An 18,670-nucleotide genomic window follows, 5' to 3' on the forward strand; every position below is an offset into this window, starting at 1 on the left:
AGCTAGCCCAGAATAATGAGCTTTTCCACTGCCTTAATTAGAATTCAGTCGCATGGCGTCCAAATGCCACCGGCTGGATCAGGCGTGAGAGAAGGAGCTAACGGCATGCTGTCCCCTCCCGTTGTAATCATTCCATTTGGATATGAGCGCCGTCCACGACCGGTTTCCATTTCGCAAGCTCGGCTTTCACATGGGCGGCGAGTTCCTCCGGCGTGGAACCCACGATCCTCGCGCTGAATTCCTTCATCCGCTCGGCTACGGCCGGATCCGCCAGCGCCTTCTTGGCGGAGGTGTTGAGGCGGGCGATCACATCGGCCGGCGTATTGGCCGGTGCAAAGAGCGCATTCCACGTATAGGTCTCGTATCCTGATATACCGGATTCTGCGACGGTCGGAATATCAGGGAAGGATGACGCGCGTTCGGCGGTCGTTACGGCGAGTGCCCGCAGCGTGCCGGCCTTGATGTGACTCGACGACGAGGGCAGGTTGTCGAACATGATCGGCACCTGATTGCCGATGACGTCGTTCAATGCCGGCCCAGCGCCCTTATAGGGAATATGCTGCATGTCGACGCCCGCCATGCTTTTAAAAAGTTCGCCGGAAAGATGCAGCGGCGTGCCGTTACCGGATGAGGCATAGCTATATTTGTCCGGATCGGCTTTTAGCAGCGCGATCAGTTCCTGCACGTTCTTTGCGGGCAGTTGCGGATTGACAACCAGCACGTTCGGCACGATCACGAGCAACGAGATCGGCGCGAAATCCTTCTCTGGGTCATAGGGCGTCGACTTCAGGATCAGCGGATTGAGCGCGTGGGTTGCGACGGTACCCATCAGGATCGTATAGCCGTCCGGTTCGGCGCGCGCGACATTGTCAGCGCCGAGGTTGCCGCCGGCTCCCGCGACATTCTGCACGATGACCTGCTGGCCGAGATCTTCGGACATTTTCTGCGCGACGATACGGGCGACGACATCGGTCGAGCCTCCTGCCGCGAAGGGCACGATCATGGTTATGGATCGGTCAGGAAAGCTCTGGGCCGATGCGGCCGTGCCCGTGGCCGCTGCTAGCAGGCCAAGGCCGAGCGCCAGGCTCATGCGACGGGTTATATCAGAAAGCGCCATCCGAATCTCCTCCCACAGACTTCAACAGCAAAGGCCCTACCTCGGGCATAGGGAGGTTAGGGCGGGTTGCCGCAAAGGCAACCGCGTCCGGGGAGTTATAGCGATCAGACTTTAGTCGCGATGGCGCGTGAGGCAGCTATTTGGCGGCTGCCAGCACATCCTCGTTGGCTGCATCGAATTGCAGGCGGGCGAGCTTCGCATAGATGCCGCCGTGACGGATCAGGCTCTGATGTGTGCCTTCCTCGACGACACGGCCCTGATCCATGACGAGAATGCGGTCGGCCTTGAGAACAGTGGCGAGGCGGTGAGCGATGACAACAGTAGTGCGGCCATGCATAAGCCCGTCAAGCGCCCTCTGCACAAGCGTTTCGCTCTCGGCGTCAAGAGCCGAGGTCGCTTCGTCCAGAAGCAGGATGGGCGCGTTTTTCATGATCGCGCGGGCAATGGCGATGCGCTGGCGCTGGCCACCGGATAGGGTTACGCCCCGTTCACCGACTTGGGTATCGTAGCCCCTGTCCAGCCGGTTGATGAATTCATCGGCCTGGGCCGCGATCGCGGCGGTGCGTACCTGCTCGCGCGTGGCGCCTTGAATACCGAAAGCGATGTTGTCGTGGATCGAAGCGGCGAAGATGGTGACATCCTGCGGCACGATAGCAATGCGCTGCCGCAAGGCGTCCGGGTCTGCCTGGCGGGCGTCGATACCGTCGACCTTCACGCTACCCTGTTGCGGATCGTAGAAGCGCAGCAGCAGCGAGAAGACCGTGCTCTTGCCGGCGCCTGATGCACCGACGATCGCGACCGTTTCTCCCGGCAGCACCGTGAAATCCAGTCCGTGCAGGGCCGACTTGCCTGGGCGAGACGGATAGGCGAAGTGCACGCCGTCGAATTGCACGCGGCCTTGGGCGGGCGAGGGGAGAGCTTGCGGGTTTTCGGGGGCGGCGATCGGCGAGACTTCGTCGAGAAGCTCGGTCAGGCGGTCAGCGGCACCGGCAGCCTGCGAAAGCTCGCCCCAGACTTCCGAGAGCGCACCGAGCGAGCCGGCTGCAATGACTGCATAGAGCAGGAACTGGCCGAGCGTGCCGGCCGAAAGCGTGCCGGCAAGGACACTATGAGCGCCAAACCAGAGAACGGCGACCACGCTGCCGAAGATCAGGGTGATGGCGATGCCCGTCAGCAGCGCTCGGGAAGAGACGGCGGAACGTGCGGCCCGATAGGCGGATTCGACGGCCGAGCCGTAGCGGTCTGCCGCAGCGGTCTCGGCGTTGAAAGCCTGCACGGTGCGGCTTGCAGCGATCGTCTCATTAGCGAAGGCGGAAGCCTCTGCCAGTGTATCCTGCGCTGCTCGGGAACGCTTGCGCACCGAGCGGCCGCCGGCGACAAGCGGAAAAACAATGATCGGGATTGCGACAATGACAAGGCTCGAAAGTCTTGGCGAGGTCACGATCATCATGCCGAGCGCGCCGATACAGAGGATCAGGTTGCGAAGCGCCACGGAAGCGGTGGCGCCGACGGCCGATTTGATTTGCGTGGTGTCGGCCGTCAGTCGCGAGACGATCTCGCCGGACTGGTTGACGTCGAAGAAGGAGGGCGACAGCCGTGTGACATGCGAGAAGACATCGCGGCGCAGGTCCGAAACGATGCGCTCGCCGATGGTGATGACGAAATAGTAGCGGAGTGCACTGGCGACGGCGAGCACGATGGCCATGACCATCAGCATGGCAAAGTAGCTGTTGATGAAGGTACCGTCGGCCTGGGTAAAGCCGTGATCGATCATGCGCCGCACGGCAAGCGGTATGGCAAGCGATGTGACGGCGGCGAGCGCCAGCGAAATCAGAGCACCGGCCACCATGCCACGGTAGCGTGCCACATAAGGTGTCAACCTGCCGAGCGGCTTCAGCGAACGCGACTTCTTCTCCCCAAGTTCTGCCTGCTCTGCCAAATTGTCTCCGATCGCCCTCAAAGACCGCGTATTGCGGCTTCGTTGGCCCTTGTTATCCCGGCGCCCTTGATGTATAGGCACCGCATTCTAATGGAAAGCCGTAGCCTTCACGACTGCGGCTTCATTTATTCAATCGGTTCTTCCGCCGCAACTGTCTGCGGCAAATTGGACCTCGGCATCGCAGGAAGATTGTCATGAAGGAAGGCATCCATCCCGACTACCACACCATCAAGGTAGTCATGACCGATGGCACCGAGTACGAAACCCGCTCGACCTGGGGTTCGGAAGGCGCTGTCATGAACCTCGAAATCGACTCCAAGTCGCACCCGGCCTGGACCGGCGGTAACCAGCAGCTGATGGACCGCGGCGGCCGTGTTTCGAAGTTCAACAAGCGTTTCAGTGGCCTCGGCCTCTAATTCGCTTCCGCTCGGCGGAATTCGCAAAAGCCCGGTTTCAAGCCGGGCTTTTTTGTGTTTCATGACTGTAGCGTCGAGCAAACAAAAAACCGGCCGCGTTGCCGCAGCCGGTTTTCAACGAAACTCTATGATGCCGGATCAGTTGTTGCCGAAGGCCGTCTGCAGCAGGGAAAGCTGAGCCTGGACACTGTTCTGATTGTCCGGAACGATCGCAGCTTCTGCGGGGCGATAGATTTCGCGGTCAAGCAAGGCGATACGGTTCTGCAGGCGAAGCGACCGCTCTACGAGGTCGCGGAAGGATTCTGGCAGGTCGCCCCAGCCCGGAGCGTTGCGGTCGACGTTGAAGCCGTCGAGCCGAACCTTGTTCTTCTCAGCCAGAACCTGATCGCGGGACATTTCGCCGTTGTTGACGGCACGCTGCAGGAGCAGCCAGGAAGCCATCTGCATGAGACGGGTGGTCAGGCGCATCGATTCAGCCGCGTAAAGGACCGAGGCCATGCGCGGCAGCACCTTGGAGGCTGCGCGGCCTTGGCCGTCGAGGTAGGATGCGGTTTCCTCAACCAGCGACATGCCCTCTGCATACAGCGTCTTGAACTGTGAGGATGCGGCAGCGCGCCCTGCAAAACTGATCGTGTTCAATCCAAGTTCCGACATCTAAAGAATCCCTGTTGCACGCATCTACTATCAGGTAACGCCGGTTTCCGCGGAAAAGTTTCCAAGGCCGGTCTTTATGACTTCAAGATGGTATCTTTAGCCTAGATGCGCAAGCCGTTTCTTAAGAAAAGGTTAATCTCCACAGTTTCGTGGAAAGATCCAAGGCAGCGCAAAAAGAAGAGCCGCAAAGGCGGCTCTCAAGGTAAAACAGGGAGAAAAATCAGACCAATTCACCGCTTGGAAAACTGTCTGAGGTCCAGAAGAATCCGAACGGCACGAGTAATATCTTATAAAGCTTAATTTTTTATTAACGCCGTCCCAATTTAAGACTTGTGACAAGTAATTTCGAAGCAATATTTGCTCGTTCACAGTCTTATGATCGGAAAAGGCTTTCGGCGGCAATCCGGCCGGACGCCTTCTTGGTGGCTTCGGCTTCCAGCCGCGCGATCTCAGCCTTCAATAGCTCCACGCGCGCCTTCAGCTCGTCCACCGAAAGCATGGAGAGATCGGAGCCGATCTCGTGTGCGGTCTTCTTCTGTGGTCTGTCGTCATCCATGAGGCTCATTGTCGCTCCTCCTTTAAACCGTGTCGTGATCTCTCAGATTCGCTTCCAGACTTTAAGTCTCTGTTTCAGGGCACGTCGCGCAAAACCGCGGCACAGTTTGCGCGACACGCTTCAGTTCATCACCCGAACTTTACAGCAGGATCGCCGCTTTCGGGAGACTTGTTGGAGCCGCGCTCGGCAAGGGACATGCTTTGCGGCGTAAGCGTAGGAGATGTTGCCGTCGGGATCGTCGTATAGGCATCGCGGTCGCTTGCCGGAATGGCTGCGCGAATGCGGCTCCTGACGATGGCGTAGCCGGTGATCAGAAGATGGGCGAGCGCCGTCACCAGGAAGAGTGCATGCGGGCTGATGACCGACATGACCGGACCACCAATCGTCGGGCCGATGACGGTGCCGATACCGTAGAGAAGCAGCAGGCCGCCCGAAACCTTCACGAAATCCTCCGATGCCGCAAAGTCGTTCGCATGGGCGACGGCGATCGGATAGAGCGTATTGGCAACGGCACCGTAGAGGATGACGAGGCCGATCAGGAAAGCAGGGGACGAGGGGTGCAATACGAATATCAGGAGGCCGGCGAGCGCTGCAATGGCCGACATGGCCGCCAGCACATAACGGCGGTCGATGCGGTCGGAAAGTCGCCCGGCCGGAAGCTGCATTATCGCGCCAGCAAAGATGGTAGCACTCATCATTACCGCAATCGAAGTATCGGAGAGGCCGGCACCCGCGCCGAAGACGGCGCCGAGCGTACCATAGGCGCCGTTGGCGATGCCGACGAGCAGAATGCCGAGGCAGGAGACGGGCGAATTGCGATAGAGTGCAGGCAGATCGAGTTTCACCGCCTTCAGCGGCTGTGGCGAGGCGGCGGTCGAGAGCGTCGTCGGCAGCATGGCGATGCAGTAGAAGATACCGCAGATCATGAAGAGCACCGGCGTGCGCACGTCTTCCAGCGGGATCATCAACTGACCGCCCACGACGCCGAGCAGCGTGATGCCGATATAGAGCGAAAAGATCGCACCGCGGCTTTCATTGTTCGCCCGTTCGTTCAGCCAGCTTTCGATGATCATCGAGGTGCCTGCGGTTGAGAAGCCGGTGACGGCGCGCAGGATGACCCACCAGACCGGGTCAATGACGATGCCGCTCACGAGCGCGATGATGGCGATAATCGCGATGAAGCCGGAGAAGGCGCGCACATGGCCGACGCGGCGCACGATCTTCGGGGCAACGAGGCAGCCGATGACGAAGCCCGCGGCCCAAGACGTGCCGAGCAAGCCGAGTGTGGTCGTTGCATAACCTTCGAGATTTCCGCGCACGGGAAGCAGAATGCCCTGCAATCCGTTGCCCATGAAAAGGAAAAGCGTGCCAAAGAGCAGCGCAGCGACGGACAGCAGATTTCTTGTCATATCCCCAGACTCGGCGTGTTCGCTTTGAAAAGGACATAAGGCGAGACCTGTATCTGCCTAGTCCATAAGAATGTTGATTGTGTCCCGGAATGCCTTTACGGCGAGTAGATATTCTTTGTTCGCGTGAAAAAATGTCCGTCCTGTGACATTCTGCTAAATGGAAAAAATAAAGCCATGACAAAGCTGATAGCGTTGCTGCTCATCCTTGCCATGGCAATCCAGGTCATTAAGCCGCTCGGCTATCCAGGGCTGCGCCGCCGGATGGATTTCTGGAAGATCGCGCTGATTGCCTTTGCCATCTGGGCGGTGGCGCTGCTGGCGCGCGACTTTGTAGTATGATGCCTGCATTCAGTCCCGTAGGATGATTTCGCCCTTCATAACGGGCACGCAACTTCCCGAGATCGTTACGTCGGTGACGACGCCTGCTTTCTTGACGATATCGAGCTCAATGATGCTGCGTCGGCCCATTTCGACGCCCTGTTCGATCGTTATATGCTGCCGGATGTCCGCCTCCGGCAGCAGCGAAACGAGATAGGCGGAAAGAGCGGCCGATGCGCTGCCGGTCGCGGGATCCTCGATGACGTTGTCCAGCGGCGCGAACATGCGGGCGCGGATCTTCCACGGCGTAGCGGCGGGTCGGACGTAGAGGAACAGGGAAAAATCATGGCTGCCGGTCGTGGTCTTGGCCGCCGCCTGAAAGCCATTGATATTCGGGCTTGCCGCAGCGAGGGCCTCAAGGCTTTCGAGTTCTGCGACGGCGAAGTTCAGACCGACCGATGCAAAGACTGGGGCATGGGTGTTTTTGCGGATTGAGGCAAGATCGATGGACACGCAGTTTGCAATGACCGCTTCGGGTATCGTCTCTCCTATTTCAAGCGGCCGTGGAGCACGGATGGCTGCAGCGGTGACACGGCCTTCGTTGCGCTGCAAGGCCACTTCCACGAGACCGGCCTTCTCCTCGAACCGCAGCGTATCGCCGATGGGGCGGCCGAAGATTTCGCTCTGCCGGCCGAGAACACAGGCGGTGCCGACATTGGGATGCCCGGCAAACGGCACTTCCATTGTCGGTGTGAAGATGCGCACTCTTGCCGTGTTTTCGGGCTTCTCCGGCGGCAGCACGAAAGTAACTTCGGAATAGCCGAATTCGGCAGCGATCTCCTGCATTGTCGCGTTGCTGAGGCCCCTTGCGTCGGGCATGACCGCAAGCGGGTTGCCCTGGAAGCGGGTTGAGGTGAAGACGTCGACGGTGATGTAAGAGAGGCTGTTCATGGCGGCTCCGATGGTTGAGATGCCATGATTAGCGAGGCCGACGGTTGCGGCGAACAATTATCTTGTCGCCATGACAAATCGCGGTGGCGATACGCAGGCACAAAATAAAACAGGCGGCGAAGATGCTCGCCGCCTGCGTGTTTTTCTCGATGCTCAAGAAGCTTATGCAGCTTTTTCGAGCTCAGCCTTCCAATTGCCCTTGGCGGCGAGGCTGTTCATCTCAGCGCGGTGCGTGAACTCGCGCTGGCCGGCGGCGACGTTTTCCTGCTTGCCATTCCAGGTCTTGAGCGCACTGTCCTGCAGGGCGCGGCCATAGGAGAAGGTGACGAGCCAGGGCAGATCGTAGCCCGAATTGATCGCGGAGAGATGCGCGGTTGCTTCTTCCGTGGTCTGGCCGCCGGAGAGGAAGGCGATACCCGGAACTGCTGACGGGACCGTGTGCTTCAGTACCCGCACGGTGCGCTCGGCAACTTCAGCGACGGAAGCCTTGCGCGCATTCTTCCCGTCGATGACCATGTTCGGCTTGAGGATCATGCCTTCGAGGCTGACACGTGCTTCGGCCAGTTCCTCGAAGACGATGCGCAGCGTGGATTCGGTCACTTCGGCGCAGCGGTCGATATTGTGGTCGCCCGGCTTGCCGTCCATAAGGCACTCCGGCTCGACGATCGGGACGATCCTAGCTTCCTGGCAGAGCGCTGCATAACGGGCCAGCGCCTGAGCGTTCGCACGTACGGAACCGCGGGTCGGCAGGGTCTCAGAGATAGCGATCACACCGCGCCACTTGGCGAAACGGGCGCCGGCTTCGTGATATTTGGCAAGGCGGTCTGCGAGGCCGTCGAGGCCTTCAGTGATGGTTTCGCCAGGGAACTTGGCCATCGGTTTGGCGCCGATATCCACCTTGATGCCCGGAATGCTGTCGGCGGCCTTGATAATGTCGACGAAAGGCGTGCCGTCGGCGGCCTTCTGAAACAGGGTTTCCTCGTAAAGGATGACACCGGAAATGTACTTCTTCATTGCGTCTTCCGAGCGGAAGAGCATCTCGCGATAATCGCGGCGGCTGGTTTCGGTCGATTCAAGATTGATCGTATCGAAACGCTTCTTGATGGTGGAGGTCGATTCGTCGGCTGCAAGCAGGCCCCGACCGCCAGCAACCATCTTCACTGCAATGTCTTCCAGTCGTTCGCTCATCTCGTTCTCTCCACAATGAAACCCAGCAGAATTGACAATATAGAACTCGGATAACAGAAGTTTATAGGGAGAAAAATGGGAGCGCTAAGTCATTGAAACGATTGAATTGATTTCAATCGTTTGAAAGTTCGGGAATTTTTTCTCTTTTTGAGGAAAAGACCGCGGAAGCGCTAGCCTCCGCGGTCTATCCTGCTGGAATATCTGCCTAATCGGCTTACCGATCAGTGGGTGAGTTAACGGGAGAGAACGGCCACGCCGGGTAGTTCCTTTCCTTCCATCCATTCAAGGAAGGCGCCGCCTGCCGTCGAAACATAGGTAAACTCTTCGGCCACGCCGGCATGGTTCAATGCTGAGACCGTATCACCACCGCCCGCGACGGACGTGAGCTTACCCGCCTCGGTGCGCTCGGCGGCAAATTTCGCGGCGGCAACGGTCGCCGCGTCGAAGGGTTCGATTTCGAACGCGCCGAGCGGACCGTTCCAGACAAGCGTAGCGGCGCGTTCGATCCAAGCCTTGACGGCATCGATCGACTTCGGGCCGACATCGAGGACCATGGCATCGTCAGGGATGGCTTCAATCGAGACGATCTCATTGGCAGCACCTGCCTTGAACTCGCGGGCGACGACACCGTCTTCAGGCAGAACGATCGCGCAGCCGGCGGTGGCGGCCTCGATCATGATCTGCTTGGCGGTATCGGCGAGATCATGTTCGCAGAGCGATTTACCGACGTCGGTGCCGCGGGCGGCAATGAAGGTGTTGGCCATGCCACCGCCAATGACGAGCGCATCGACCTTCTTCACGAGGTTCATCAGGAGATCGATCTTGGTCGAGACCTTGGCGCCTCCGACGATTGCGACAACCGGACGGACCGGCTTGCCGAGGCCCTTTTCCAGTGCCTCGAGTTCGGCCTGCATCGTGCGCCCCGCATAAGCCGGTAAATGATGGGCAAGACCTTCGGTGGAGGAGTGGGCGCGGTGCGCGGCCGAAAAGGCGTCGTTCACATAGATATCGCCGTTTGCCGCGAGCGCCTTGGTGAAATCCGGATCGTTCTTTTCCTCGCCCTTGTGGAAGCGGGTGTTTTCCAGAACGAGGATATCGCCATTGTTCATTTTCGCGACGGCAGAAGCCGCTGCCTCGCCGATGCAGTCGGAAGCCGTCAGCACGGCGTGGTCAAGTACCTGCTCGACCGAGGGGGCAACCAACGAGAGGGAGAATTCTGGTGAGGGACCGTCCTTCGGGCGGCCGAAATGAGCGAGCAGGATGACCTTGGCGCCCTTTTCTGACAGTTCGAGGATCGTCGGCGCAACGCGCTCGATGCGGGTCGTGTCCGTAACCTTGCCGTCCTTGACCGGGACGTTGAGGTCGACGCGAACGAGAACGCGCTTGCCGGCGATGTCGTTGAGGTCGTCGAGGGTCTTGAAAGCTGCCATGGAAGGATCCGTTCGTGGTTGCGAAAGTTGCGCCGACCATAGCAAGGATCGGGGGAGACGCAAGGCAGTCGGCGGCCGTTTTAGCGCGGGCTTTCGTCACGTCCGGCAGCGCTTTCCGCAGCCGTCGCCTCGTGCTTTTTACGGCCTTTCATACGCTCGCGGGTGCGCTGGATAATCTCGCGCAGATTGATGAAGATCGGCAGCGTAATGGCGGGCTCGACGGCTTCCAGCGACATCCCGACGGAGGTGATGTGATCCTGGTCGTCGAGGTCGCGGACGATGAGGATGAGCGAGCCGAGACGGACGCGATCGGCATAGTCCGCCTTGCCGCCGAGACGCTGTTTCATCAGTTCGGCGATCGTCAGACCCTTTTCGGATTCGTTGAGCAGGCCCGGACCATAGGCAGCATCGAGATCGGCGGCAGGCCGGGCCGGCGACAGCGCAAAGGCGCCGAAAAATTCCGCGTCGTCCTCATCAACAGGTGCACGGCTGGCGAAGAGCCGGTCGAGCAGGCGCGAATAGCTGGGTGCGATGAAGAGGTAGACGAGATCGTTTTCCCTCAGGCGGCCGGCATATTGGTAGCGCATCGACTTGCCGTCCCGGATCACGAGCGAGGGGGCTGCCCAGCGCGGAATGCGTTCGCCGCGAAGAACCGGGCTGTCCTTGATGACGCGATAGGAAAGCAGCTCGTGATTGGCGGCACCCGGCAGATCGACCTCCACCTTGTCGACCGCGCCGATGCGCGGCGGGATGATGAGGCCGAGGCGCTTGGCGACTGGCTTGATCGTCCAGCCCTGCACGAGCAGCGAGACAAGCACGATGATGAAGGCAGTGTTGAAATAGATTTGGCTATGCTGCAGCCCGCCGAGGATCGGCATGATGGCAAGCAGGATAGAGACGGCGCCGCGCAGGCCGACCCAGGCGACAAAGCCGATTTCCTGCTGCGTATAATCGAAGGGCAGCAGCGACAGCCAGACGGCGAGCGGCCGGGCGACGAAGATCAGGAAGAGAGCGAGCAGGATCGCCGGTACGATAATGACCGGAAACTGCGAGGGCGTCGCCAGCAGGCCGAGCACGAGGAACATGATGATCTGGGCAAGCCAGGTCATGCCATCCTGAAAGCGCCTAATGGTGCCGATCGCCTGCATCTTGCGGTTTCCAGCGTAGATGCCGGCGACATAGACGGCAAGGAAACCACTGCCGCCGACTGCGCCAGTGAACGAGAAGACAAGCAGGGCGAGCGCCAGCACGAAGATCGGCGTGAGGCCGCGATCGGTTTCCAGCCGGCCAGCGATCAGCACGATCATCATGCCGCCGAGCAGGCCGAGGATGACGCCGAGGCCCATTTGCTGAATGAACATGGCGAGCATGCCGATGTTGATACCGGCGTAGCGTTCGCCGCTCGCTAAAACCTCGACCAGTGCGATGGTCAGGAAAATCGCCATCGGGTCGTTGGTGCCGGATTCGACTTCCAGCGTGGAACGCACCTTGTCCCTGATATTGATGCCGCCGATGCGCAACAGGAAGAAGACCGCGGCGGCATCGGTGGAGGCGACGATCGAGCCGAGCAGCATGCCTTCCAGCCAGGTGAAGTTGAGCAGCCATCGGGCGGCGAAGGCAAAGAGGGCTGCCGTAAGAAGCACGCCGACCGAGGCCAGCGTCAGCGACGGCACCGCTGCAATGCGGAAAGCCTGCATCGGCGTGCCAAAGCCGGAATCGAAGAGAATGATTGCAAGAGCAATCGAACCCAGGACATAGGCGAGGTAGTTGTTGCTGAATTCGATGCCGAGACCATCGACACCGGCGGCAAGGCCGATCATCAGGAACAGCAAAAGCAGGGGAGCGCCGAAGCGGAAGGCAAGAAGGCTCGAAAAGGCAGCAAGAAGCACAAGCGCCGTCGCAACGAGCACCACAATGTAAAACGCTTCCATGCCTACCCCTTTCGCCTCATCACGCCATCCCGAAGCCGCTCCGGCCTGTCCCTTGCCCCTCCGCGCCCAGTGCGATCTTTTAATAAACGGCAAAATACAGCAGAAGGGTAGGCCTTGCGGGCTTAACCTCTACTGCATCGCTGCATCATGCTGCTGGACAGCCCTCGGGTAAGGACCAGTGAGGAATGCTACGGAAAAAAGTCTGATAAAGAATGTAGAAGCAATTCAGGCGAGAGGAGGGCGGATAGGCCGGGTGAGGGACTTTTTATTGAGCTGGCCGTCAGAGGCCGCTTTTATCTTTGCTCACCTGATATTGCTTTTGAATTCGATCCACCGGCGTACCGTCGTTCAGCGGCACTTTCTCCAGCGTGTTATAGGTGCGAAACCCCATCTTCTCGTAGTAGGCCAGCCCGCCGGCATTATCGGCGCGGATGGTCGCATTGATGACGTCGATATTGCGTTCCTCGGCAGCGGAAAGCGTTGCTGCAAACAGCGCGGTGCCTACGCCTGATATCTTTGGGCTCTGGCGCGCGAAAGTTCCGATATCGGCCCAACCCTCTGGCAGGTCGCCGTAACGGCTGAGGAACTGAAAGCCTGTCAGGCCAGAGCCCGCTTGCGCCACATGGCAGACAATTGCGAATTCGCCTGATATGAACCAGTCAGCCAGGATTTCGGGAGAAAAGGGATCCTGCAGCGCGGTCGTGCCGCCGGCTTGGATGATTTCATTGATAAGTCTGCAGAGTTCCTCCGCGTCATCAACAGTCGCCTTGCGAATGGTCAGCTGCGTCACGCTCTTTCCTCAACGTTTGCCCGAAACGAAAACGGCCCGGTTTCCCGAGCCGTTTTCTAATGTCACTGCCTGAAGGCTCAGATGAGCTTGGCGAAGGCGACAGCCGTGTCGGACATGCGGCTGGAGAAGCCCCACTCGTTATCGTACCAGGACAGGACGCGCACGAAGTTGCCTTCCATGACCTTGGTCTGATCGGTTGCGAACATCGAGGAGTGGCTGTCGTGGTTGAAGTCGCGCGAGACGAGCGGCTCGTCGGTATAGCCGAGAATGCCCTTCAGCTTGCCGTTTGCGGCAGCCTTGATGGCTTCGTTGATTTCGCCGACCGTGGTCGTCTTCTTGGAAACGAACTTGAAGTCGACGACTGAGACGTTCGGGGTCGGAACGCGGATCGAGGTGCCGTCAAGCTTACCCTTCAGGTGCGGCAGAACGAGGCCGACGGCCTTGGCAGCGCCCGTCGAGGTCGGGATCATTGAAAGCGCAGCAGCGCGGGCACGATACAGGTCCTTATGCATCGTGTCGAGCGTCGGCTGGTCGCCGGTGTAGGAGTGGATGGTCGTCATGAAGCCGTGGTCGATGCCAACGGCGTCATCGAGAACCTTGACGACCGGCACAAGGCAGTTCGTGGTGCAGGAGGCGTTGGAGATGACCAAGTGCTCCTTGGTGAGCTGGTCATGGTTGACGCCGAAGACAACGGTCAGGTCAGCGCCATCGGCAGGAGCTGAAACGATGACGCGCTTGGCGCCAGCCGTCAGGTGGGCGGCAGCCTTGTCGCGGGCGGTGAAGATGCCCGTGCATTCCATCGCGATGTCGACACCCAGTTCCCTATGGGGAAGGGTTGCCGGATCCTTGATCGCGGTGACCTTGATCGGCTTGCCGCCACCGACGATGATCGTATCGCCTTCGACCTTCACTTCGGCCGGGAACTTCCCATGGATGGAGTCGTAACGGAGCAGGTGGGCATTGGTCTCAACCGGGCCGAGGTCATTGATGGCGACGACTTCGATGTCGGTGCGGCCGGACTCGACGATGGCGCGAAGAACGTTGCGGCCGATACGTCCGAAACCGTTGATGGCAACCTTGACTGTCATGTGCATTCACTCCCTAGAGGTGGGGCTTGCTAATAGTAGATGAGGAAGTACCCGAAGGTACTTCTATTAAAGCTTCGCTTCTGCAGCTGCAACGACGGCGTCAGCCGTGATGCCGAAATGTTCGAAGACCTTCTTTGCGGGGCCGGATGCGCCAAAGCCCTTCATGCCGATAAAGGTTCCTTCCGGACCGATGAAGGCATCCCACCCTTCGCGAACGGCAGCTTCGACGGCAATCTTAACCGGCGAGTTGCCGAGGACTTCCTTGCGGTAAGCTTCCGGCTGATCGAAGAAGAGTTCGGTGCAGGGAACGGAAACGACACGGGCGCTGACACCCTTGCCTTCGAGCGTGGCACGGGCGGCCACGGCGAGTTCCACTTCTGAGCCGGACGCAAAGATCGTGACCTTGGCGTCGGCATTGCCGGCGAGCGTATAAGCGCCGAGTTCGCAGAGGTTCTTCTGGTTATATTCGGTGCGGACGGTCGTCAGGTTCTGGCGGGTGAGAGCCAACGCAGACGGATGGTTCTTGCTTTTCATGGCGATCTGCCAGCACTCCGCGGTTTCCACGGCGTCTGCAGGGCGGAAGACCCGCAGGTTCGGGACGGCGCGCAGACCGGCAATCTGTTCGACCGGCTGATGGGTCGGGCCGTCCTCGCCGACGCCGATCGAATCGTGCGTCAGCACGTGGATGACACGGATGCCCATGAGCGAGGCGAGGCGGATCGGCGGACGGCAATAATCGGAGAAGATCAGGAAGCCACCGCCGTAAGGAATGAGGCCACCGTGCAACGCGATACCGTTCATGGCAGATGCCATGCCGTGCTCGCGGATGCCCCAGTGCATGTAACGACCGGCGAAATCCGTCGGCGTGATCGAATGCATCTGGCTGGTCTTGGTATTGTTCGACGGCGTCAGGTCGGCGGAGCCGCCCAGTGTTTCCGGTACGAAGCCGTTGATGACTTCGAGCGCGTCTTCGGATGCTTTGCGGGAGGCGATCGTCGGCTTGGTTTCGGCAAGCTTCTTCTTGTAGTCGTCGATGGCCTTGTCGAAACCTTCGGGCAGGTCGCCGGCAAAACGGCGGGTGAACTCGGCCTTGGCCGGCGACTTGGACAGCGTTTCTTCCCATGCCTTGACGATATTGTCAGAGCGGGTGCCGGCCGCGCGCCATGCGTCGAGAACATCGGAGGGAACGACGAAGGGCTCATATTCCCAATTCAGCGCCTTGCGGGTGGCGGCAATTTCGTCGGCACCGAGCGGATTGCCGTGTACCTTGTGAGTGCCCTGCTTGTTCGGAGCGCCGAAGCCGATGACCGTCTTGCAGGCGATGAATGTCGGGCGGTCGGACTTGTGGGCAGCTTCGATCGCGTCGGCGATAGCGGCCTGATCGTGGCCGTCGATCTCGATCGTGTTCCAGTGCACGGCCTTGAAGCGGGCGATCTGATCGGTCGAGTCTGACAGCGAGACGGCGCCGTCGATGGTGATCGAATTGTTGTCCCAGAAGAGGATCAGCTTGTTGAGCTTCAGATGGCCGGCGAGCGCGATCGCCTCATGGCTGATACCCTCCATCAGGCAGCCGTCGCCATTGATGACGTAGGTATAATGGTCCTGCAGTTCCGGACCGAACTCTTCGCGCAGCTTGCGCTCGGCGATCGCCATGCCGACGGCGTTGGCAATGCCCTGGCCGAGCGGGCCGGTGGTGGTTTCGATGCCGGTGGCATGACCATATTCCGGGTGGCCGGCGGTCTTGGAGCCGAGCTGGCGGAACTGCTTCAGGTCCTCTATCGACATGTCGGGATAGCCGGTCAAATAGAGCAGCGAGTAGAGCAGCATCGAGCCGTGGCCGGCCGAAAGCACGAAACGGTCGCGGTTCGGCCAGTGCGGCTTTTGGGGATCGAAGCGGAGATATTTGGTGAAGAGGACCGTCGCCACATCCGCCATGCCCATCGGCATGCCCGGGTGGCCGGAATTCGCCTTTTCGACGGCGTCCATGGAGAGGAATCGGATCGCATTCGCCATCCGATCGTTTTGTTCGCGTGAGGTCATGGCTTTTCCGCTGGTTCCGGGTTGGAGGATGGCCTCGAGCCTGACAAGACCATCAATGAGAGCGGTCGAGACATAGCAGTTGGAACGGCCAAGTCAACAAAATGGAAGCCGTTTGGAGCGCGGGTGCGACGATTTTTGACATTTGACCGTCAAGTTTTACAAAAGACGAATTTTGTGTGACGGGCTTATGTAAATCGCTCATCCACAGAATAGGGCGGGGCTAAGCCGGGAGGCTTTATTGACGCGCTCCAACCTAGCTGCATATCCTCTTGAAAATACAGGGTCGGCGGCAGAGGCCGATTCGCGGGTCTTGTGCGGGGAACCGGAAGAGACATGACGCCTAACGGCAAAACCATCGAAGCTGCGCTTACGGAGCTGAAACAGGCGATCTCGGGCCTTGAGAATGCCGTCGACATGCGTATCGAGCGCCAGCGCGAGCAGGGCGAGATCGAGGGTGAGGTTCGCCGCGTGCATGCCGACCGCTCGCGCCTTGCCCAGGAGCTGGATCAGGCCGAATTCCGCGCGAACCGACTGGAAGAGGTCAACCGCGAGGTTTCGCGCCGCCTGGTGACGGCGATGGAAACGATCCGCGCGGTTCTTGACCGCTAAGAGGACTTGATAGCATGGCGCAGGTAACGGTAACAATCGACGGCAAGGCCTATCGCATGGCCTGCGAAGAGGGACAGGAAGATCATCTGACTGACCTCGCGACCCGTTTCGACCGTTATGTCGGCCATCTCAAGGGACAGTTCGGCGAAATCGGCGATCTCAGGATTACCGTCATGGCCGGGATCATGGTTATGGACGAGATCTCGGAGCTGACGCGGCGCGTCGCCGGGCTGGAATCGGAGCTGGAGACGCTGCGTGGCAACCGGGATACCGTGCTTGCTGCCACCGCCCGTACGGAAGAAGGCATTGCGGCGGCGCTTTCGGAAGTGACGAGCCGCATTCAGGGCATCACCGACAAGCTCAACGGCCGCGCGCCCGCCGAACTTAATTAATTTCGAACAGCACCGCTGCCCCACTGGTGCGGCGACGTAAATGCCCCTATATTCCCTCACGCGGTCTGTGCTTCTCGACAGGAACAATGAATCCTCGGGGCCATACCCGATCCTTAGGGAGCTGTCCCTGTCCGGGCTCGTGGGTCTGGACACACGGCGCCCACCTACTTTCGTAGGCGCCCAGGATCGAAAGTTTCCACCGGTTGTGTGGATCGCGCTCTTTTCTTTTTGGCCGGTTCTTCCTGACCAGCCAGCCCATTTCCCCAATCAGCTTTATTGTCAGTCGCCCGGGGGCTCTGTCCACCCGGTCAGCTTCGCCCAGTCGTAGGCGCCTTCCATGATGATATCGAAGACTGGATCCTTGATGTCGTAGTAGGCATCGGCATTGTCAGGGAAAAAACCGGCGAGGCGCTGTTTGATCAGCCCCTAGGCTGCTGCCGCCGTCGGATGAGCGCGCAGGAAATTCCGGCATAAAAGCGGATAGCGCTGATTGAATCGGCCCCTTTCACGAACATGGATATTCGCGGGCCGGCCCCTGCTTTTGAAATACAGCTTTCTCAGCTCACTTTCGGCCAGATCGAGACCTGGTGGACAGTGATCGGTTACGATCGAGCGGCTCTCGAACCCCTCGCGTTCGAACGCTGTTCTATCGACCAGTTCAAGAGCATCGACACTCACCTGGATGTCGATGATATCCTTTGCGACAAGTCCGGGCACGGCCGTGGAGCCGATGTGATGGATTGCGGCACCAGCGGGTGCTGCGCGCAGGATGACCCGCTTCAAACTTGCGAAGTCGTCGGCCCAGCTTTGGCGCGGCTGATGGATTTCTATCGGCATGGAGCGCTCGCTATCGTTGAGCCGTGACAGGGGAATGACGGAGGTCTTCCTCAATGAATGTTCTCGACCAGGAAATCGATGAAGGCCCGGATACGTGCGGCAAGATGTTCGTGACCGGGATAAACGGCGTGAATGAGTTCGGTATCTTCAGGATTATAGGTTTCCAATACGGGCACCAGCGTTCCGGCATCGATATCCGGCTGCACATGGAACTGACCGACACGAGCGAGGCCAAGACCGGCGAGGCAAAGGCTGCGAGCGGTCGGTCCGTTATTGGTTTCGAGGTTGCCGAAGACGGGTCTTGAGAAGCGATCGCCATTCGGGATGCGGAATGGCCATTCCTCCGCGGTCGAGCGGAAGCTGAAGGTCAGGCAGTTGTGACGATCGAGATCCTCAGGGCTTTCCGGGATGCCTGCTCTTTTCAGATAGTCAGGCGAGGCGACGATGACGCGGCGGCTTTCGAGCAGCTTGCGTGCCTTCAGAGAGGAATCGCGCAAGGCGCCTGAGCGGATAGCAATATCGGCGCGCTCGCCGACGATGTCGATGATGCCGTCGCTGAGTGCGAGGTCGAGATCTACCTCAGGATAGAGTTTCAGGAAATCCGGAACCAGCGGCACGATATAGCGAACGCCGAAAGCCACAGAAGTGCTGACGCGCAGTCGGCCGCGCGCTACCGTCGTGCCGCCGGCCGAGACGGCGCGTTCTGTCTCCTCAATGTCGGCGAGGATGCGGCGGGAGCGTTCAAGATAGATTTCGCCTTCCGGCGTCAGCTTCAGCGCGCGGGTGGTGCGCACGAGAAGACGCGTGCCGAGCCGATCTTCCAGCCGCGTGACCAGCTTGCTGACGGCAGAGGGCGAAAGCCTGAGCTTGCGGCCGGCCGCCGAAAAGCTCTGCAGTCCTGCCACCTGCACGAAGACATCCATCTCGCCGATGCGGTTGTCCATCCGCTTCCTATCTTGAATTCAATTCACAACTGTTGAGCCATTATAGGCGATTATCGAACAG

18 protein-coding genes and 1 other RNA gene are annotated in these 18,670 nt (G+C 59.6%); 5 read left to right on the plus strand and 14 right to left on the minus strand.

Going from position 1 to position 18,670, the window contains the following annotated elements; all coding sequences use genetic code 11:
- Positions 1-127 precede the first annotated feature (127 nt).
- Together FHT78_RS22535 and FHT78_RS22540 are read right to left on the minus strand one after the other, a co-directional pair.
- Positions 128-1,117: a tripartite tricarboxylate transporter substrate binding protein gene (locus tag FHT78_RS22535; protein WP_183748802.1), complete on the minus strand. Its 990-nt coding sequence runs from the start codon at positions 1,115-1,117 to the stop codon at positions 128-130.
- Positions 1,118-1,253: 136 nt separating this feature from the next.
- Positions 1,254-3,056 (minus strand): ABC transporter transmembrane domain-containing protein, encoded by a 1,803-nt coding sequence (locus tag FHT78_RS22540; RefSeq protein WP_183748803.1) that lies wholly within the window; start codon positions 3,054-3,056, stop codon positions 1,254-1,256.
- Positions 3,057-3,250: 194 nt separating this feature from the next.
- Here FHT78_RS22540 and rpmE point away from each other — a divergent pair, with 194 nt between their 5' ends.
- On the plus strand, positions 3,251-3,472 hold the full coding sequence (gene rpmE / locus FHT78_RS22545; protein ID WP_183748804.1) for a 50S ribosomal protein L31: 222 nt from the start codon (positions 3,251-3,253) through the stop codon (positions 3,470-3,472).
- A 138-nt stretch (positions 3,473-3,610) separates the two neighbouring features.
- Here the strand turns inward: rpmE and FHT78_RS22550 are convergent, their stop codons facing one another.
- From FHT78_RS22550 to FHT78_RS22560, 3 genes are all read right to left on the minus strand, one after another.
- Positions 3,611-4,126, minus strand: a complete 516-nt coding sequence (locus FHT78_RS22550; RefSeq protein ID WP_112545041.1) for a DUF1465 family protein — start codon at positions 4,124-4,126, stop codon at positions 3,611-3,613.
- A 373-nt stretch (positions 4,127-4,499) separates the two neighbouring features.
- Entirely contained in the window at positions 4,500-4,691 is a 192-nt protein-coding gene (locus FHT78_RS22555; protein ID WP_183748805.1) for a DUF1192 domain-containing protein, read from the minus strand.
- Positions 4,692-4,810: 119 nt separating this feature from the next.
- Complete coding sequence (locus tag FHT78_RS22560; RefSeq protein ID WP_183748806.1) at positions 4,811-6,091, minus strand: MFS transporter; 1,281 nt, start codon at positions 6,089-6,091, stop codon at positions 4,811-4,813.
- Between the two features lie 174 nt (positions 6,092-6,265).
- Between FHT78_RS22560 and FHT78_RS22565 the strand changes: the two genes are divergently transcribed.
- Positions 6,266-6,430, plus strand: a complete 165-nt coding sequence (locus FHT78_RS22565) for a hypothetical protein (protein ID WP_165911954.1) — start codon at positions 6,266-6,268, stop codon at positions 6,428-6,430.
- Between the two features lie 9 nt (positions 6,431-6,439).
- Here FHT78_RS22565 and FHT78_RS22570 read toward each other — a convergent pair whose 3' ends face one another.
- The 7 genes from FHT78_RS22570 to tkt all read right to left on the minus strand — a co-directional run bounded on the left by FHT78_RS22570 (position 6,440) and on the right by tkt (position 15,827).
- Positions 6,440-7,360: a PhzF family phenazine biosynthesis protein gene (locus FHT78_RS22570; protein ID WP_183748807.1), complete on the minus strand. Its 921-nt coding sequence runs from the start codon at positions 7,358-7,360 to the stop codon at positions 6,440-6,442.
- Positions 7,361-7,522: 162 nt separating this feature from the next.
- Positions 7,523-8,548 carry a class I fructose-bisphosphate aldolase gene (locus tag FHT78_RS22575; protein WP_183748808.1) on the minus strand — a complete coding sequence of 342 codons (1,026 nt, stop codon included), beginning with the start codon at positions 8,546-8,548 and terminating at the stop codon, positions 7,523-7,525.
- Positions 8,549-8,781: 233 nt separating this feature from the next.
- Positions 8,782-9,978, minus strand: a complete 1,197-nt coding sequence (locus FHT78_RS22580) for a phosphoglycerate kinase (protein ID WP_183748809.1) — start codon at positions 9,976-9,978, stop codon at positions 8,782-8,784.
- 80 nt (positions 9,979-10,058) lie between these two features.
- Entirely contained in the window at positions 10,059-11,909 is a 1,851-nt protein-coding gene (locus FHT78_RS22585; protein WP_183748810.1) for a potassium/proton antiporter, read from the minus strand.
- A 280-nt stretch (positions 11,910-12,189) separates the two neighbouring features.
- A complete protein-coding gene (locus FHT78_RS22590; RefSeq protein WP_183748868.1) occupies positions 12,190-12,690 on the minus strand; it encodes a GNAT family N-acetyltransferase in 501 nt (166 codons plus the stop codon).
- An 86-nt stretch (positions 12,691-12,776) separates the two neighbouring features.
- Entirely contained in the window at positions 12,777-13,787 is a 1,011-nt protein-coding gene (gene gap / locus FHT78_RS22595) for a type I glyceraldehyde-3-phosphate dehydrogenase (protein WP_183748811.1), read from the minus strand.
- A gap of 66 nt (positions 13,788-13,853) precedes the next feature.
- Complete coding sequence (gene tkt, locus FHT78_RS22600) at positions 13,854-15,827, minus strand: transketolase (RefSeq protein WP_183748812.1); 1,974 nt, start codon at positions 15,825-15,827, stop codon at positions 13,854-13,856.
- Between the two features lie 333 nt (positions 15,828-16,160).
- Between tkt and FHT78_RS22605 the strand changes: the two genes are divergently transcribed.
- The 3 genes from FHT78_RS22605 (at position 16,161) to ssrS (ending at position 17,046) form a co-directional block, all read left to right on the plus strand.
- Complete coding sequence (locus FHT78_RS22605) at positions 16,161-16,436, plus strand: DUF4164 domain-containing protein (protein ID WP_007826550.1); 276 nt, start codon at positions 16,161-16,163, stop codon at positions 16,434-16,436.
- A 14-nt stretch (positions 16,437-16,450) separates the two neighbouring features.
- On the plus strand, positions 16,451-16,828 hold the full coding sequence (locus FHT78_RS22610) for a cell division protein ZapA (RefSeq protein WP_183748813.1): 378 nt from the start codon (positions 16,451-16,453) through the stop codon (positions 16,826-16,828).
- A 59-nt stretch (positions 16,829-16,887) separates the two neighbouring features.
- Positions 16,888-17,046: non-coding RNA, 6S RNA (gene ssrS, locus FHT78_RS22615), on the plus strand.
- Between the two features lie 208 nt (positions 17,047-17,254).
- On the opposite strand, the gene FHT78_RS22620 is transcribed toward ssrS, so the two are convergent.
- Positions 17,255-17,719 (minus strand): GrpB family protein, encoded by a 465-nt coding sequence (locus tag FHT78_RS22620; protein WP_246715398.1) that lies wholly within the window; start codon positions 17,717-17,719, stop codon positions 17,255-17,257.
- Positions 17,716-18,609 carry a LysR family transcriptional regulator gene (locus FHT78_RS22625; RefSeq protein WP_183748814.1) on the minus strand — a complete coding sequence of 298 codons (894 nt, stop codon included), beginning with the start codon at positions 18,607-18,609 and terminating at the stop codon, positions 17,716-17,718. Before FHT78_RS22625 ends, FHT78_RS22620 begins: the two co-directional genes overlap by 4 nt.
- Positions 18,610-18,670: the final 61 nt, after the last annotated feature.

Origin of the sequence: Rhizobium sp. BK196, assembly GCF_014193255.1 — a bacterium.
In the GTDB taxonomy this organism is placed as follows: domain Bacteria; phylum Pseudomonadota; class Alphaproteobacteria; order Rhizobiales; family Rhizobiaceae; genus Rhizobium.